Annotated in this window: 19 protein-coding genes; 13 read left to right on the top strand and 6 right to left on the bottom strand. The window is 62.6% G+C overall.

Going from position 1 to position 15,301, the window contains the following annotated elements; translation table 11 throughout:
- Positions 1 to 71: 71 nt before the first annotated feature.
- Together AC1DJO_RS02085 and AC1DJO_RS02080 are read right to left on the bottom strand one after the other, a co-directional pair.
- On the bottom strand, positions 72 to 1,337 hold the full coding sequence (locus AC1DJO_RS02085; protein WP_477968741.1) for an NAD(P)/FAD-dependent oxidoreductase: 1,266 nt from the start codon (positions 1,335 to 1,337) through the stop codon (positions 72 to 74).
- Between the two features lie 89 nt (positions 1,338 to 1,426).
- On the bottom strand, positions 1,427 to 1,891 hold the full coding sequence (locus AC1DJO_RS02080) for an Lrp/AsnC family transcriptional regulator (protein ID WP_477946551.1): 465 nt from the start codon (positions 1,889 to 1,891) through the stop codon (positions 1,427 to 1,429).
- Between the two features lie 157 nt (positions 1,892 to 2,048).
- Here AC1DJO_RS02080 and AC1DJO_RS02075 point away from each other — a divergent pair, with 157 nt between their 5' ends.
- The 4 genes from AC1DJO_RS02075 (at position 2,049) to AC1DJO_RS02060 (ending at position 5,703) form a co-directional block, all read left to right on the top strand.
- Positions 2,049 to 2,762 carry an aspartate/glutamate racemase family protein gene (locus AC1DJO_RS02075; protein ID WP_477968739.1) on the top strand — a complete coding sequence of 238 codons (714 nt, stop codon included), beginning with the start codon at positions 2,049 to 2,051 and terminating at the stop codon, positions 2,760 to 2,762.
- Between the two features lie 59 nt (positions 2,763 to 2,821).
- Positions 2,822 to 3,739 carry a bifunctional helix-turn-helix transcriptional regulator/GNAT family N-acetyltransferase gene (locus tag AC1DJO_RS02070; protein WP_477968737.1) on the top strand — a complete coding sequence of 306 codons (918 nt, stop codon included), beginning with the start codon at positions 2,822 to 2,824 and terminating at the stop codon, positions 3,737 to 3,739.
- Between the two features lie 61 nt (positions 3,740 to 3,800).
- On the top strand, positions 3,801 to 4,418 hold the full coding sequence (locus AC1DJO_RS02065) for a TetR/AcrR family transcriptional regulator (protein WP_477968735.1): 618 nt from the start codon (positions 3,801 to 3,803) through the stop codon (positions 4,416 to 4,418).
- A 76-nt stretch (positions 4,419 to 4,494) separates the two neighbouring features.
- Positions 4,495 to 5,703 carry an MFS transporter gene (locus tag AC1DJO_RS02060; RefSeq protein ID WP_477968733.1) on the top strand — a complete coding sequence of 403 codons (1,209 nt, stop codon included), beginning with the start codon at positions 4,495 to 4,497 and terminating at the stop codon, positions 5,701 to 5,703.
- Between the two features lie 290 nt (positions 5,704 to 5,993).
- Here AC1DJO_RS02060 and AC1DJO_RS02055 read toward each other — a convergent pair whose 3' ends face one another.
- Positions 5,994 to 6,404: a winged helix-turn-helix transcriptional regulator gene (locus tag AC1DJO_RS02055; RefSeq protein WP_477968731.1), complete on the bottom strand. Its 411-nt coding sequence runs from the start codon at positions 6,402 to 6,404 to the stop codon at positions 5,994 to 5,996.
- 114 nt (positions 6,405 to 6,518) lie between these two features.
- Between AC1DJO_RS02055 and AC1DJO_RS02050 the strand changes: the two genes are divergently transcribed.
- Positions 6,519 to 7,406 carry an SDR family oxidoreductase gene (locus AC1DJO_RS02050; protein WP_477968729.1) on the top strand — a complete coding sequence of 296 codons (888 nt, stop codon included), beginning with the start codon at positions 6,519 to 6,521 and terminating at the stop codon, positions 7,404 to 7,406.
- A 47-nt stretch (positions 7,407 to 7,453) separates the two neighbouring features.
- Here the strand turns inward: AC1DJO_RS02050 and AC1DJO_RS02045 are convergent, their stop codons facing one another.
- Positions 7,454 to 8,206 (bottom strand): pyridoxine 5'-phosphate synthase, encoded by a 753-nt coding sequence (locus AC1DJO_RS02045; RefSeq protein WP_477940084.1) that lies wholly within the window; start codon positions 8,204 to 8,206, stop codon positions 7,454 to 7,456.
- Between AC1DJO_RS02045 and AC1DJO_RS02040 the strand changes: the two genes are divergently transcribed.
- Positions 8,205 to 8,498 (top strand): hypothetical protein, encoded by a 294-nt coding sequence (locus AC1DJO_RS02040; RefSeq protein ID WP_162698673.1) that lies wholly within the window; start codon positions 8,205 to 8,207, stop codon positions 8,496 to 8,498. The two genes, AC1DJO_RS02045 and AC1DJO_RS02040, sit on opposite strands and share 2 nt — an antisense overlap.
- A 141-nt stretch (positions 8,499 to 8,639) precedes the next feature.
- Positions 8,640 to 9,332, top strand: coding sequence for a MerR family transcriptional regulator (locus AC1DJO_RS02035; protein ID WP_112515946.1), 693 nt, complete (start codon positions 8,640 to 8,642; stop codon positions 9,330 to 9,332).
- A 65-nt stretch (positions 9,333 to 9,397) separates the two neighbouring features.
- Here the strand turns inward: AC1DJO_RS02035 and AC1DJO_RS02030 are convergent, their stop codons facing one another.
- Positions 9,398 to 10,525 carry an ATP-dependent DNA helicase gene (locus AC1DJO_RS02030; protein ID WP_112387048.1) on the bottom strand — a complete coding sequence of 376 codons (1,128 nt, stop codon included), beginning with the start codon at positions 10,523 to 10,525 and terminating at the stop codon, positions 9,398 to 9,400.
- A 172-nt stretch (positions 10,526 to 10,697) separates the two neighbouring features.
- On the opposite strand from AC1DJO_RS02030, the gene AC1DJO_RS02025 reads away from it, so the two are divergent.
- The 6 genes from AC1DJO_RS02025 to AC1DJO_RS02000 all read left to right on the top strand — a co-directional run bounded on the left by AC1DJO_RS02025 (position 10,698) and on the right by AC1DJO_RS02000 (position 14,943).
- Positions 10,698 to 11,249, top strand: coding sequence for a DUF922 domain-containing Zn-dependent protease (locus tag AC1DJO_RS02025; RefSeq protein WP_477969217.1), 552 nt, complete (start codon positions 10,698 to 10,700; stop codon positions 11,247 to 11,249).
- 22 nt (positions 11,250 to 11,271) lie between these two features.
- Positions 11,272 to 12,480: a YcaO-like family protein gene (locus AC1DJO_RS02020; protein WP_477968727.1), complete on the top strand. Its 1,209-nt coding sequence runs from the start codon at positions 11,272 to 11,274 to the stop codon at positions 12,478 to 12,480.
- The gene (locus AC1DJO_RS02015) at positions 12,477 to 13,190 is read left to right on the top strand and encodes a TfuA-like protein (protein ID WP_477968725.1); all 714 of its coding nucleotides are present in this window, start codon (positions 12,477 to 12,479) and stop codon (positions 13,188 to 13,190) included. Before AC1DJO_RS02020 ends, AC1DJO_RS02015 begins: the two co-directional genes overlap by 4 nt.
- 67 nt (positions 13,191 to 13,257) lie before the next feature.
- Positions 13,258 to 13,638, top strand: a complete 381-nt coding sequence (locus AC1DJO_RS02010) for a COG4315 family predicted lipoprotein (protein WP_112387046.1) — start codon at positions 13,258 to 13,260, stop codon at positions 13,636 to 13,638.
- Positions 13,639 to 13,648: 10 nt separating this feature from the next.
- Positions 13,649 to 14,164: an RNA polymerase sigma factor gene (locus tag AC1DJO_RS02005; protein WP_477968723.1), complete on the top strand. Its 516-nt coding sequence runs from the start codon at positions 13,649 to 13,651 to the stop codon at positions 14,162 to 14,164.
- The gene (locus tag AC1DJO_RS02000) at positions 14,161 to 14,943 is read left to right on the top strand and encodes an anti-sigma factor family protein (protein ID WP_477968721.1); all 783 of its coding nucleotides are present in this window, start codon (positions 14,161 to 14,163) and stop codon (positions 14,941 to 14,943) included. The genes AC1DJO_RS02005 and AC1DJO_RS02000 overlap by 4 nt, the downstream gene beginning before the upstream one ends.
- A 2-nt stretch (positions 14,944 to 14,945) precedes the next feature.
- Here the strand turns inward: AC1DJO_RS02000 and AC1DJO_RS01995 are convergent, their stop codons facing one another.
- The gene (locus AC1DJO_RS01995) at positions 14,946 to 15,299 is read right to left on the bottom strand and encodes a nitrile hydratase accessory protein (protein ID WP_477969215.1); all 354 of its coding nucleotides are present in this window, start codon (positions 15,297 to 15,299) and stop codon (positions 14,946 to 14,948) included.
- Positions 15,300 to 15,301: the final 2 nt, after the last annotated feature.

The following is a 15,301-nucleotide window of genomic DNA, read 5'->3' as shown; positions in this document are numbered from 1 at the left end:
GGGTGGCGCTCGCCGCCGCCCCCAACAAGTCCGTGCGCCATCGCGCCCGGAGCGCCCTCAAAGAGCGCCCCTTAATTCTCCTCCCGCATCGTCTCCTTCTGTGTGATCAGCCGCGCGCTGTGCTGGCCGCTGAGATAGATCCACAGCCAGCTCCAGGCCACCGCGAAGCGCGAGCGGGTGCCGATCAGAAAGTAGATGTGGGCAAGGCCCCAGACCCACCAGGCCAACCAACCCTTCAGCTTGATCCTGCCGAAATCCATGATCGCCGCGCTCTGGCCGATCGTCGCGAGGCTGCCCTGATGCCGGTAGCGGAAATCGCCGGGCGGCTGCCGGCTCGCGATCCGGGCGCGAATGACTTTCGCCGCATAGGCGCCCTGCTGCTTGGCGGCCGGCGCAATGCCCGGCACTGGCTTGCCGCCCTCCTGGATCACCGACGCCGTGTCGCCGATGACGAAGACATCAGGTAGGCCCGGCGCCGTCAGGTTCTTCTCGACCACGGCACGCCCTGCCCGGTCGGCCTCCACGCCCAACCATTTCGCGGCGGCCGACGCCTGGACACCGGCGGCCCAGACGATCGTCCGGCTCGGAATGAACCTCTCGCCGATCGATACGCCCTCGGCACTGCAATTGGTGACGGGTTCGCGAAGATGCACCTCAACGCCGAGCTTTTCGAGCTCGCGCTGCGCATAGGCCGACAGCTCCTCGGCAAAGGCAGGCAGCACGCGCGGCCCGGCCTCGACCAGCACCACCCGCGTCTTGCGGGTATCGATGTTGCGGAACTCGCCGGGCAAGGTCTTGTGCGCCAGCTCAGCAATGATGCCGGCCAGTTCCACGCCTGTCGGACCCGCGCCGACGATGGTGAAGGTCAGGAGCGCCTCGCGGGCAACAGGATCGGTCTCGACCTCGGCACGTTCGAAGGCGATCAGCAGGCGGCGGCGGATGGTCGTCGCGTCCTCCAGCGTTTTCAGCCCGGGCGCCACCGGCTCCCACTCGTCGCGGCCGAAATAGGCATGCGTCGCACCGGTCGCGAGCACCAGCGTGTCGTAAGGTAAGGACATCCCGTTGCGCAAGGTGACGGTCTTTGCCGCGGTATCGACACCGGCAACCTCGCCAAGGAACGTCGTTACGTCAGGCCGGTTGCCATAGAGATGGCGGATCGGCCAGGCGATCTCGGAGGTGGAAAGGATGGTCGTTGCGACTTGGTAGAGCAGCGGCTGGAAAAGGTGATGGTTGCGCCGGTCGACGAGCGTGATCGCAGCGCCGGCGCCCTTCAGATCGTTGACGAGCTGCAGCCCGCCGAAACCGCCGCCGACCACGACGACGCGATGTTCGCTCATGACAACCCCCTTGTGCGCCATTCAGCCAACGCCAATGTCGTCAATTCCGCGGGGCTTTCAATGGATGTTTGCGAATAGCTCCCTTGCACTTACCCGGCATAACCAACGGGAATGGTGGTGCCGCTCTTCAATATCTCCATCGAGATCGATGCCGAGACGTCGAAGAGCTCTATCTTGCGGACGATCTGCTTGTAGATCACGTCGTAATGCTCGACGCGCGGCAGAACGATCTTCAGGATATAGTCGTGATTGCCGGTCAGCCTGTGCGCCTCGACGATCTCAGGAACGCTGCTGATCGCTCTGCGGAAGCTCTCGATCCATTCATCCGAATGATGCGCCGTCTTGATCAGTGCAAAGACCGTGGTCGGCACGCCCATCTTTTCGCGGTCGAGGACAACGATCCGCCGGGCGATATAGCCGCTTTCCTCCAGCCGCTGGATGCGCCGCGAGCAGGCCGAGACCGACAGCGAAACACGCTCCGCAAGATCGCTGACGGATATGCCTGCGTCCGCCTGTAGCAGGTCGAGAATCTTCCGATCGCGATCATCCAGCATTGCCAAACCTTAAATTGACGCCGATTTTTTGCACATTACTGGAAAACGGCGCAAATTCAAAGCCGCTTGCTGCAATATCGCCCGAACAATGCAAACATTCGGCGCCGCACCTGCGGCATGATTTGTCTATCGAAATCAAACAAACGGGAACACGGAAATGCGGACAATCGGCCTGATCGGCGGCATGAGCTTCGAAAGCTCCGCAGTCTACTATCGCCTGGTCAACGAGATGGTGCGCGAGCGCCTCGGCGGCCTCGCCTCGGCCGAAGTGCTGATGCATTCCGTGAATTTCGAAAAGATCGTTTCAATGCAGAAGGCCGGCGATTGGGATGGCGCGGCGCGCCGTCTCGGCGACGTTGCGCTGAAGCTCCAGGTCGGCGGCGCCGACTGCGTGCTGATCTGCACCAACACCATGCACCTGATCGCCGAACAGGTCGCCGCGCGCATCTCCGTGCCGTTGATCCATATCATCGACGAAACGGCCGCGTCGCTGAAGGCTGCCGGGCGCAGGCGGCCCCTGCTGCTCGCCACCCGCTACACCATGGAACACGGCTTCTATGCCGATCGCATGAATAGCCTCGGCGTCGAGATCGCCGTGCCGGAAGCCGAAGATCGCACAGTCGTTCATGACATCATCTTCAGCGAACTCTGCGCCGGCAAAGTACTGGATTCCTCGCGCGAAAAGCTGATGCGGATCATCGAACGCGAGATGGCCAAGGGTGCAGACAGCATCATTCTCGGCTGCACAGAGATCTGCCTGATCCTCGACCCGAACAATCTGCCACTGCCGGGCTTCGACACCACGACGATCCATGCGAAGGCTGCGATTGAATTTTCACTGGGTGCCGATCGCAAGCGGGAAGCCGCCTGATAAATATTTGACTCAGTCAATTAAATATTAGACAAGGTCTCCAATAGGAGATTTTGTCCATGACCGATTCAGCGCTCATCGAAGCCGCCCGCGATTTCAACCGCTTCTATACAAACCTCCTCGGCGTGCTGAACAAGGCCTATCTCGATACGCCCTTCACGCTGACCGATGCCCGGGTGCTGTTCGAAATCGGCTCGCATGACGGCATCGGCGCCACCGCACTTGCCGCCGATCTTCATGTCGACCCTGCCTATCTCAGCCGCATCCTCAAACGCTTCAAAGCCGAAGGCCTGGTCGCGACAGAGGCCGATCAGGCAGACCGGCGCAGCCAGACCATCCGCGTTACCAGTAAGGGACAGACACAGTTCGAGGATTTCGGCCGCCGCTCCAATGCCCAACTGGCCGAGCGTTTCGACCGTCTGGCGGATGGCGAGCCGCAGAGCGTCGTGTCCGCAATGCAGACGATCCGCTCGCTTCTCGATCCCAAGACAAAACTGACCGCCCCCGTCATCCGTGCCCACCGCCCCGGCGACATGGGCTGGATAGTCCAGAGCCAGGGCAAGGCCTATGTCGAGGAATATGGCTGGAACATGCGCTTCGAAGGCCTCGTCGCCGAGGTCGCCGGCAAATTCCTGGCGAATTTCGATCCCGCCATGGAATATTGCTGGATCGCTGAGCGTAACGGCATCAACATCGGCTCGGTGCTGATCACCAATGGCGGCGACGGCATTGCCAAGCTCCGGCTGCTCTATATCGACAAGGCGGCGCGCGGCCTCGGCCTTGGCAGAACGCTGGTCAACGAATGCATTCGCTTCGCCCGCGCAAAGAATTACCGACAGATTTCGCTCTGGACCAACGACATCCTGCATTCGGCGCGGGCAATCTACGTCAAGGCGGGATTCCAGCTTGTCTCCGAAGAGCGACACAGCATGTTCGGCACCGAAGAGAACGGCCAGACCTGGGTGCTCGATCTCTGAAATCAGCCGTCACGAATATTTCGCTTGATTTGGAAACGATCATTTCCTAATTGAGTGAGCCATGACCACGCTCGCCCCCGAAGATATGAGCCGCAGCCGCGGCCGCCCGCGCGAATTCGACATGGACGCCGCCCTCGACAAAGCGCTCGCTGTCTTTTCCGAACGCGGCTACCACGCGACATCTATCAGCGAACTGACCGAGGCGATGGGGCTGACCTCGGGCAGCGTCTACAAGGCGTTCAAGGACAAACGCGGCGTCTTCCTCGCCGCCTTCGACCGCTATCGCAAGATCCGCCGCGGCAAGATCACCGAGAGCATGGCGGGGGCGGAGACCGGACGGCAGAAACTGCGCGCCCTGCTCGGCCTCTACGCCTTCTCGTCGCACGGCGAATCCGGCCGCCGCGGCTGCCTCGTCGTCGGCAGCGCCAATGAGATCGCCACCTTCGATCCGGAAGCCGCCAAGCGCATTGAGGACGCCTTCACCTCGAATGAGGAATTCATCCTCGACCTCATCCTGATCGGACAGGCCGATGGCTCCGTCGCGCCGTCGATCGATGCTGCATCGGCGGCGATCAGCCTGCTCTGCGTGATGAACGGCATGCGCGTCGTCGGCAAGACCGGCAGCACCGCGGCCGAAATGAACGCCGTCGCCGACACCGCCATGAAATTACTGACCTGACGCCGCCCGCCAAAGCAGGTGGTCTGAACCGACTTTTTATACCGATCCTCCCCCAGATCCGCATACTGGAGTTCCCATGAGCATTTCCTCAGCAACGGACGAGACGGCCGCCTCCCCGGTCATCTCGTCCCTGATGACATTTCTATTTGCAGCCACCTGCGGCCTCGTCGCCGCCAATCTCTATTACGGCCAACCGCTGGCAGGCCTGATCAGCGCCGATCTCGGCTTCACGCCTGCCGCCACCGGCCTGATCGTCACCTTGACCCAGATCGGCTACGGCCTTGGCCTGCTGCTGATCGTGCCGCTCGGCGATCTTCTCGAAAACCGCCGGCTGATCCTGCTCCTGATCGGTCTCTCCGCCATCGCCCTCATCGGTGCATCCTTCGCCTCGACGCCGGCGCTCTTCCTGCTGGCCTCGCTCTGTATCGGCCTGTCCTCCGTCGCCGTTCAGGTGGTCGTGCCCTTCGCCGCCCATATGGCGCCGGATGCAAGCCGCGGCCGTGTCGTCGGCAATGTCATGAGCGGCCTGCTCTGCGGCATCATGCTGGCACGTCCCTTCGCCAGCTTCGTCGCCGAAGCCTCCTCATGGCACATGGTCTATTACGTCACCGCCGTCTTCATGGTGCTGCTGGTCCTGTTGCTGCGCGCCACGCTGCCGGTGCGCACACCGCATACGAAACTGAGCTATGGTGCGCTCCTCGCCTCCATGGGCCATCTCGCCATGACCTCAAGGGTCCTGCAGCGCCGTGCGCTCTACCAGGCCGGCATGTTCGGCGCCTTCAGCCTGTTCTGGACGACGACGCCCTTGCTGCTCTCCAGCCCGGCTTTCGGCTTCAGCCAGAACGGCATTGCGCTCTTCGCCCTTGCAGGCGCTGCCGGCGCCATCGCTTCGCCGATCGCCGGACGCCTCGCCGACCGCGGCCTGACGAAGGTGGCATCGACGCTTGCCATGGTGCTTGCGATGGTATCGTTCCTCGTCAGCCATTTCGCCACCGACGGATCGACGCTGGCGATCGGCCTGCTGACGGCTTCCGCCATCATGCTCGACTTCGGTGTCACCACCAATCTCGTCTGCAGCCAGCGCACGATCTTCTCGATCAGCGCCGAGCATCGCAGCCGCCTGAACGGTCTGTTCATGGCAACATTCTTCATGGGTGGTGCTGCGGGCTCGGCGATCGGCGGCTGGGCCTATGCCACGGGCGGATGGACGATGACGGCCTGGATCGGCTTCTGCTTCCCTGCCTTCGCCTTCCTGCTCTTCCTCACCGAGGGACGCGGCAAGTAAGCCGCGTCTCAGCCTTCCTAGAGCGTTTCCTGGTTATATTGAAGCATTCTGTTGGCTCAAACGGAGTCGGATGGTCGACCGGCTGGCGCGCGCCGTAGCCCAGATCTACGGCCAAGCCAGCCGGTCGATCAGGCGGCCCGTTTCAGCCAACCCCGCAGGGGCCGGGCATCTTTCCGCCAGGATCAAAGGCGATCGGCTCGACCATACCTAGGGGTATGCCCTTCGCCAATCGCCTTTGCCCTGTCGAAAACCTGCTCCGGCAGAATGCTTCAATATAACCAGGAAACGCTCTAGGCATCGAAACGAATTCGGGCGGCGCGAACAGCTTCATGGTTCGCTTCCGCCCAATTCAGCAAAAGCGCCAGCGTCGCGTAGAGCGAGACGCCAAGCTCGGTGATCCGGTACTCGACGCTCGGCGGCTTCGTCGCAAACACCTCGCGCTCGATATAGCCTTCACGCTGCAGGTCCCGCAGCGTCTGAGTCAGCATCCGCTGCGAGATATCGGGGATCTTGCGTCTCAGTTCACCGAAACGGTACGGCCGCGCCGCAAGCGCCTCCAGCATCAGCGTCGACCATTTTCCGCCGATCTGCTGCATCATGTCCCTGATCGGGCAATTGCCGAAATCGAGCTGCTCGAAATCGATCTCGCGGCGAACGCCGGGGGCCGGCTTGCTCTTCAGGCTGACGACAGTGCCACTCATGACGGGTGGTTCCCTTTTGGTAACGTAGAGCTAAAAAACTGCCTCCTTTACAGAAGGACGTCAATTCCTATTTTAGTGCTAGTCTCTTTTAGAGACCATAAAAAGGATAGATCCATGAGCGATACAATTCTCGTCACCGGCGCCGCCGGTCAGCTTGGCCAGCGCGTTCTCCACCACCTGCTTGAGACCTACAAGGTGCCTGCTTCACGGATCATCGCCGCGACGCGCGATCCCTCGAAGCTTGCCGATCTCGCCGCCAAGGGCGTTGCCACCCGCAAGGCGGATTTCGACGATGCCGCGGGCCTCGTCTCCGCCTTTGAAGGCGCAGGCACCGTCCTCATCATCAGCACCGATGCACTCGCCGTCCCCGGCCAGCGCCTGAAGCAGCATACGGCTGCCGTCGATGCCGCCAAAAAAGCCGGCGTCAAGCAGCTCGCCTACACCTCCATGCCCTCGCCCGACAAATCGCTCGTCACCTTCGCACCCGATCATCTCGGCACCGAGAACGCCATCAAGGCCAGCGGCATCTCCTACACGATCCTGCGCGACGCCTGGTATTTCGACAATTTCATGCATTCGCTGCCGCATAATCTGCAGGGCGGCAAGTGGTACACCGCCACCAAGGGCGGCAAGGTGCCTTATATCTCGCGCGAAGACTGCGCGCTGGCGATTGCCGCCGCTCTCGCTTCCGGCAAGGCCGAAAACAGGACCTACACGTTGACCGGCTCGACCTCCTATTCGATCGCCGATGTCGCCTCCGCCGTCAGCGCCATCACCGGCCGCTCGCTAGATGTCGTCGAGGTCAGCGATGAACAGCTCTCCGCCGGCATGACAGGTGCCGGCCTGCCTTCTTTCGTGGTCGAGATGCTGGTGTCTGCCGATGCCAATATCCGCGCTGGCAATTTCGATAGCCTGAGCGGCGACTTCACGGCGCTGACAGGCAGGGAGCCGCAGACGCTGCGCAGCTTCATCGAAGAGAACAAGGCAGCGCTCACCGCCTGAGCGAAGCCTGAGAGCCCGCCGTACACCACCGCGGCGGGCTTTTCAGATCAGATCTTCTGGCCGCAGGCGCGGCAAAAGCGGCGCACGGTTTCAGCCATCCCGTATTCCAGCGCATCCGCCGTCAGCCCATGGCCGATCGAGACTTCCGCGAGAGCCGGAATACGCTTCACCAGCGGCGGCAGATTGGCAACCGTCAGATCGTGACCGGCATTGACGCCGAGGCCGATCGCCAGCGCCGCATCCGCCGTCTTTCCAAGCGCTTCGAGAATGGGGCCGACCCGCTCAGGGGCGTCGTAGCAGCCGCCATAGGGGCCGGTATAGAGCTCGATACGGTCGGCGCCGACAGCCTTGGCGATCTTCACCGCTTCCACATCGCCGTCACCATCGGCAAACAGCGACACCCGGGTTCCCATCGCCTTCAGCTTGGCGATCACATCGGTCAGGAAACGCTCGTCCTTGCGGAAATTCCAACCATGATCCGATGTCGCCTGCGTCGGGTCGTCAGGCACCAGCGTCACCTGTTCAGGCGCAGCGCTGCGGCAGAGATCGAGAAACTCTTCGGTCGGATATCCCTCGATGTTGAACTCGGCTTCGGGGAATTCGTCGTCGATCAGGTTGCGGATCACCGGCAGGTCGGAGAAGCGGATATGCCGCTGGTCCGGCCGCGGATGCACTGTCAGCCCGCTCGCCCCCGATTTCAGCGCGATACGGCCAAGGCTTTCGACGCTCGGCCACGGCAGATCGCGGCGATTGCGCAGCATGGCGACGGCGTTGAGGTTCACGGAAAGCGTGGTCGGCATGACGATGATCCATTCGATGGCAGATGCGTGCTCCGCTTTTATGCCAATGGCGCCGCCAAGGCCAACGAGATTCGCAGATGGCAGCATGCAAATTCGTGATGCTTCACGCTGCGTGACGCGATCCGTACCGCAAGGAGTATTTCCCGTTCCGCTGGAAGAAACGCTGACGCTCGCGCAAACGGCATCCGGCTATCTTTTCGCAGCGTTTCAAGCTTTTCCGCCCGCATTGCTATCCTATTTAAAAACGATTATTTTTAGCACTTACAAAAAAGACCGTTCACGCATAACGTGAAGAATATGTATCGAGTTTAGTACGCCGCGTACTGCTTCCTTCCCCAACGACAAGAACGCCTCGAGGAAAACCCCACTCCGCAGCGCCGTCGAAAGCAACTGGCAACCGCATGAGGTGCAACAGTATGCCCTAGGAGGGTTCATGCCAGACGGTTCCAAACGCATGTTTGCTGCCGCCGGCAACGCTTCGGAGGCCCGGTCGAAATACCGGTTCCTGCCTTCTGCCGCGCTGCCGCCGGATCTCCCTGATGGACCGGTGCCGATCGCCGACATGGCGAATGCATTCGGTGTCACCCACAGGACATTACATTTCTACGAGGAGAAGGGCCTGCTTTCGGCCAATCGCATCGGCCTGATGCGAGTCTATGGTCAGGACGACGTGATGCGCATGGCCGTCATCAACGTCTGCCGCGAGACCGGCATGCCGATCGCCGTCATCCAGGATCTGATGGATGAGCTTCGCCACGCGCGATCGCAGGAGGAAGCAGAGACCATGTTTCGCGAGGCGCTGGGTGTGCGCAAGCGCGAACTGACGGCCGAGATGTCGACGCTGCACCGTCAGCTGCAGCAGGTCGGCGACCTGCTCGATCTCGACGCCCATGGGGAGATGCCGCCGCTCAACGACAACGAGGATCCCGACGGGCTCTCGGAGAAGGAACGGCGCTGCCTGTCGCTGATGGCCGAGGGCTATTCGACACAGCGGATCGCCAGGGCGCTCAGCCTTTCCCATGACGAGGCAAAAGCGCTGGAATCGGCAATCATCCTGAAGTTCCGGGCCAACAACCGCTTCCAGGCGATAGCCAAGGCTGTCCTGCTCGGCATCGTCCAGGTCTGAGGACTGTCCACCGCACCGGAACGGCGTCCGCCACGCCTGCCCGCTTATCACATGATCGTCCCGGCCTATCGAACGATGGTCAAAGTCTCGGCTGCACGGGTGATTGCCGTGTAAAGCCAGCGCTCGCGCGTATCGCGGAAGGCCCAGCTTTCATCGAACAGCACGACATTGTTCCACTGCGAGCCCTGCGCCTTGTGAACCGTCAGCGCATAGCCGTAGTCAAATTCGTCGTAGCGCTTGCGGGTGTTCCAGGGAATTTCGCCCTCGACATCCTCGAAGGCCTGCTTCAGCAATTTGATCTTCGCAGCACCACGATCCATGTCGTCGTCTTCCGGACGGATCAACAGGTTGATACCGGGCTTCGTCGTTTCCTTGGAAGACGTCATCACCTGCCACAGCGAGCCGTTGAGCAGTCCCTTGGCCGGATCGTTGCGCAGGCAGACCAGCTTGTCACCGGTCTGGGGATATTCGGCATTGAAGCCCTTCAACTCGCGCAGCCGCTGGTTATAGCGTCGCCGCGTCCGGTTGGTGCCGACGAGCACCTGATCGGCCTTCATGACGAGGTCCTGATTGACCTCGTTTTTCGAGATCACCTGCGCAGCGCCATAATCGCCATACATGATCTCGTTGCCCTCACGCACCTGCATGGCGAGCTTGATGATCGGGTTGTCACGTGCCTGGCGGTGAATATCCGTCAGCAGGTAATCCGGATCTTGATTGGTGAAATAGCCGCCGCCCGAAACCGGAGGCAGCTGGCCGGGATCGCCGAGCACCAGGATCGGCGTGCCGAAACTCATCAGGTCCCTGCCGAGCGCCTCGTCCACCATCGAGCATTCGTCGACGATGATCAGCGCCGCCTTGGCGACCGGGCTCTGGCGGTTGATGGTGAACATCGGCGCGATCGAGGTCTTGCCGGTTTCCTCGTCCTCGACCGCCTCTTCGCCGCGCGGGCGGTAAATCAGCGAGTGGATGGTCTTGGCATTCGATGCGCCGCGCGAGCGCAGCACCTGCGCCGCCTTGCCGGTAAAGGCCGCAAACAGCACGTCGCCATCGACATTCTCGGCAAAATGGCGCGCAAGCGTCGTCTTGCCGGTTCCGGCATAGCCGAAAAGACGGAAGAGCGGCGACCGTCCTTCCTTCAGCCATTTCGAAACGGCCTTCAGGGCTTCATCCTGTTGCGGAGCAAATTGCATGATGCGCGACTTGGCAGGATTCGTGCGCCGGACGCAAGGCGAAAACGCCTCTCAGTTGCGCGATCACCAGATTGAAAGCCGGAGCGCGCGCCTCTAGTCTCGCAGCAGTCCGGCGAAAGGGATTCGTGTGAAGAAAACGGCCGCGTTGTTTCTCCTGACGGTATCGGCATCGATGCCGGTTGCCGCCCATGCCGACTGGCAACCGGTCGAACAGATCAAGACCTATGCAATCTCCGGCACAACAGGCGCCGGTCTCTATCAGTCGATCGGCGAACGCGGCCCGGCGGCCGGCGGTGGTCAGGTCATCGCCCACACGACGTTCAAGCTGACATGGACACGCAAATATGAGGTCCAGCCGGACAAGTCCTGCAAGATCACCGTCGCGCGCCCGAAACTAATCATCACCTACACATTGCCGAAGCCGTCATCGCCGCTTTCCCCCGCCGTCCAGGCAAGCTGGCAGAGCTTCATCGCGGGCGTCGAGACCCACGAACGCTGGCATGGCGGCACGATCAAGGAGATGGTCAAGCAGATCGAGGGCTACAGCCTCGGCCTCAGCGCTGCCGACGATCCGCAATGCAGGAAGATCAGGGTCACCCTGCAGCAGCGGCTGGGCGAACTTTCGGGTTACCAGCGCCAGCAGGGCCGCGACTTCGACAAGGTCGAGATGGGTGACGGCGGCCATATCCAGGGCCTGATCCTGAAGCTGGTGAACGGCCCCTAACCCTCGAAAGCAAGGAGCTGATGTGACGATACCTGACGCAACGCTCCTGACCCGAAGCACCTATTCGGATCGCGCTTGCGCGCCGGAGGAAACACTCGCCCGCATTACCCCACTGCTGTCCCGCTTCGGCATCACCCGGCTTGCCCGCGTCACCGGCCTCGATTGCATCGGCATTCCGGTCTGGAACGCCATCGTTCCCAATGCCCGCTCGATCGTCGTCAATCAGGGCAAGGGCCTGACCGATATCGACGCCAAGGTCTCCGCCGCCATGGAAGCGCTGGAGCGGACCATCGCAGGCGATCCGGCACTGACCCCGCGTCAGTGCAGCGGCCGCGCGCTCACCGCAGACGGCCACGCCTGGCATCCCCTCAACGAGCTGATCGCCGCCGGCGCCGCCGATATCGAGCCGGACGAGGCGATAAGCTGGGTTGCCGGAACAAGCCTCGAAGACGGCAGAACCATTTTCGTCCCGAAGGACGCAATCCTGCTCGACCGGACCATCGGCCATTGCCGCTTCTGGCAATCGTCCGACGGCCTCGCCTCCGGCAACACCATCGACGAGGCACGCCTTCACGCTCTTCTCGAACGGATCGAGCGCGACGCCTTCGCGCTCTGGCAGATGACGCCGCCCGAGCGTATCGAGGCGATTGCCCCGGAAAGCCTCGCCGATCCGGCCATCGGCGCGCTTTGTGCGAAGATTGCCGCTGCCGGTCTCGCCCTTCGGCTCTTCGAGGTGACCAGCGACATCGGCATTCCCTGCATCGCCGCCCTTCTCGGTCCCGGCGATGTCACCGCTGCCAGACATATCCGCTATGTCGACGTCACCCACGGATGCGGCGCCCATCCCAATCCGGTCCGCGCCGCGATCCGCGCCATCACCGAGGCCGCGCAGTCACGCCTGACCTTCATCAGCGGCGCCCGCGACGATATCCTGCCGGAGGTTTTCGAACGTCCGCTTCCGCCGGGAACACGCGCACTCTTCGCCGCCGCCGTTAGGAAGGTGGTGGTCGAGAGGCCCGATCTGGCGGATGGTGCTGCTGCGCTGCTGGCAGGCGTGGTGAGTAGGCTCAGCCATACCGGCCTCGGCCCTGCCATCGCCGTCGAGCTGCACGAACCCGGCCTCGCGATCGCCGTCTCCAAGGTTTTCGTCCCCACGCTGGAAAATCCCGAGGGAGACCGCAAGCACCGTTTCGGCCCGCGCGCTCTCTCGCGGTCGATGGAGTTCCTATGAAGGTCGTCTTCGTTGGCCCCACCCTGCCCGATGCCGCAGCGCTGACCAGCGGCCACCTCGATATCCGGCCACCGGCTGCCCAGGGCGATATCCTGACAGCCGTCAGACAGGGCGCAACGGCGATCGGCCTGATCGACGGCTATTTCGAATATGCCGCCCCCGTCTGGCACAAGGAAATCCTCTTTGCGCTCTCCAACGGAATACCGGTCTTCGGCGCCGCCAGCATGGGCGCGCTGCGCGCCGCCGAGTGCGCCGCCTTCGGCATGACCGGCATCGGCAGGATTTATGCGATGTATGCGAGCGGCGCGCTGGAGGATGACGATGCCGTCGCCCAGCTGCATGCGCCGGGCGAACTGGGCTACAAGGCGCTCAGCGAACCGCTGGTCAATATCATGTCGACGCTCGGTGACATGCTGGCGCGCGGCGTCATCGATGCGGCCGAGAAGCAGGTGCTGCTGGCCGCATCCCGCGCCATCTTCTTCAAGAAACGAACCTGGCGATCGATCCTCGACGGAGCAGCACTTCCCGCCGCACGCTGCAGCGATCTACTGCAATGGGTGGGCGGCAACGCGGTCAATCAGAAGCGCCGCGATGCCGAGGAGCTGATCGCAGTCCTTTCGGCTTTCACGCCCGGAACCGCACCCCTCGCCCGCGACTGGACCTTCGCCCGGACCTCGCTCTGGAACGCCCTCGAAAACGGCATGGAATAAAAGGGCGGGCTCGCGTGTCTCATATCCGGCAAAGCAACAAAGCCTGCCGAACGTGAGGAGAGACCGCATGAAAATCGTATCATTCGCAACCGCATTCGCCGTTGCCGCCATGGCTGCGACCGCCGCATTCGCCGCCGCCCCCGTCCAGACCGTCGAATCCGCCAAGGGCAAGGTTCTTGCCGGCGAAAACGGCATGACGCTCTACACCTTCAAGAAGGACGCGATGGGCACCTCCAATTGCAACGGCGATTGCGCCAAGAACTGGCCGCCGCTCGCCGCCGCTGGCGACGCAAAGGCAGATGGGGCATACTCGGTCATCGATCGCAAGGACGGGACGAAGCAGTGGGCCAAGGACGGCATGCCGCTCTATTTCTGGGTCAAGGACAAGAAGAAGGGCGATGTCACCGGCGATGGCGTCGGCGGCAACTGGGACCTTGCCAAGCCCTGAGTATCCGCGCGTGAAAACACCTGCACCCGAAACCTTCGAGGGCCAGATCCTGGCCCTCCTTCCCTCGCTGCGGCGCTATTCACGAAGCCTGACCCGCTCCGATAGCGAAGGCGAGGATCTGCTCCAGGACTGCGTCGAAAAGGTCCTGGCCCGCCGTTCACAATGGCGCGGGCTGAATCTGCGCGGCTGGGCACTGACGATCATGACCAATCTCTACCGCAACGCCCGCCGCAGCGGCCCGCGCAACATGACCGTGGAGCTCGACGCGGCCGAAAGCCTTCCCTCGCCCGCTGTGCCCTCCGATCCGCTGGAGCGTGCCAGGCTGGAGGATGCGCTGAACGGGCTTTCGGAAGAAAACCGCGCCGTGCTGATGCTTGTGGTCGTCGAGGGCTACACCTACAGCGAGGTCGCCACCGCCCTCGATATCCCCATCGGCACCGTGATGTCGCGCCTGTCGCGCGCCCGCCAGCGGGTCGCCGAGAGAATGAAAGCCGATAATGTGATTACGCTTCGGAGACCGAAATGACCGAACCCAACCCGACCGTCACCGAAGCGGATCTGCATGCCTATGCCGACGGCCAGCTGCCCGAAGCCGAGCAAGCCCGCATCGAGGCATGGCTGAAGGACAATCCCGAGGAAGCGGCAGCCGTCGCCGAATGGAAATCACAGAGCGCCGCCATCCAGAAAATGTTCGGCCCCTATGCCGTTGCCAAGCCCGATGACGCCCTGCTCGTGGCGCCGCGCAACACTCGCCCGTCATGGCCACGCCGCGCCGCGATCGCCGCCTCCATCGCAGCCGTATTCGCGGCAGGCGCGGTCAGCGGCCACTATGGCCCCGCGCTGTTCGAAAAGCCGCAACTGCAGCTCACCGCCTCCGAGACATTGCCGCAGCAAGCGCAGAACGCCTTTCTCGTCTATGCCAGCGAAGTCCGCCATCCCGTCGAAGTCTTTGCCAACGAGGAGGCGCATCTCGCCACCTGGCTCGGCAAGCGGCTGGCGATCCAGAACCTGAAGGTACCTAACCTGCAGACGCTGGGTTTCCACCTCGTCGGCGGCCGTCTGCTGCCTGTCGATGGCAAGCCGGGCGCGATGTTCATGTATGAGGATCAGGGCGGCGAACGCCTGACTGTTTTGGTCGGCCGCAATGCCGGGAACCACACGACCAGCTTCCGCTTCGCCTCGGCGGATAATCTCGAGACCTTCTACTGGATCGACGGCGAGCTCGGCTACGCGGTCACCGGCGAGATCTCCCGCGACCAGCTGCGCCAGGTGGCCGAGGAATGCTACCGGCAATTCCCGTCCTAAATTCAGCGCAGCGGATCGTTGGCAAGCTCGATCGGCCTGCCATGCGGCGTCGCCTCGGCGGCGCGCTGCCAGCTCTGCTGCAGCGACAGGATCGTCTCACCGTCCGTGACGCCCTTGCTGGAGAGGATATGCGAGAGCGCCGCCACCCAGCAGTCGAAATAATCGCTGCCATCGATGGCGCGGCCGGGCTGGTGCAGCTCGGCAGACAGCGTCTTCGCCCATTCGCTCCAGGTGAACAATCCGCGCTGGTGCAGATGCACCGTCATCGCGAAGGCTTCGGCTGCCCAGGGTTCGGGAAAGACCGGATCGCCCTCGGCCGATTTCGGCAACTGCGGCGAGTCCCGCAGCGGTGACATGT

The sequence above is a fragment of the Rhizobium sp. 05N430 genome (genome assembly GCF_056396985.1).
The sequence above is the reverse complement of the archived record's forward strand: the minus strand, read 5'-3'. Positions and strand labels throughout refer to the sequence as shown.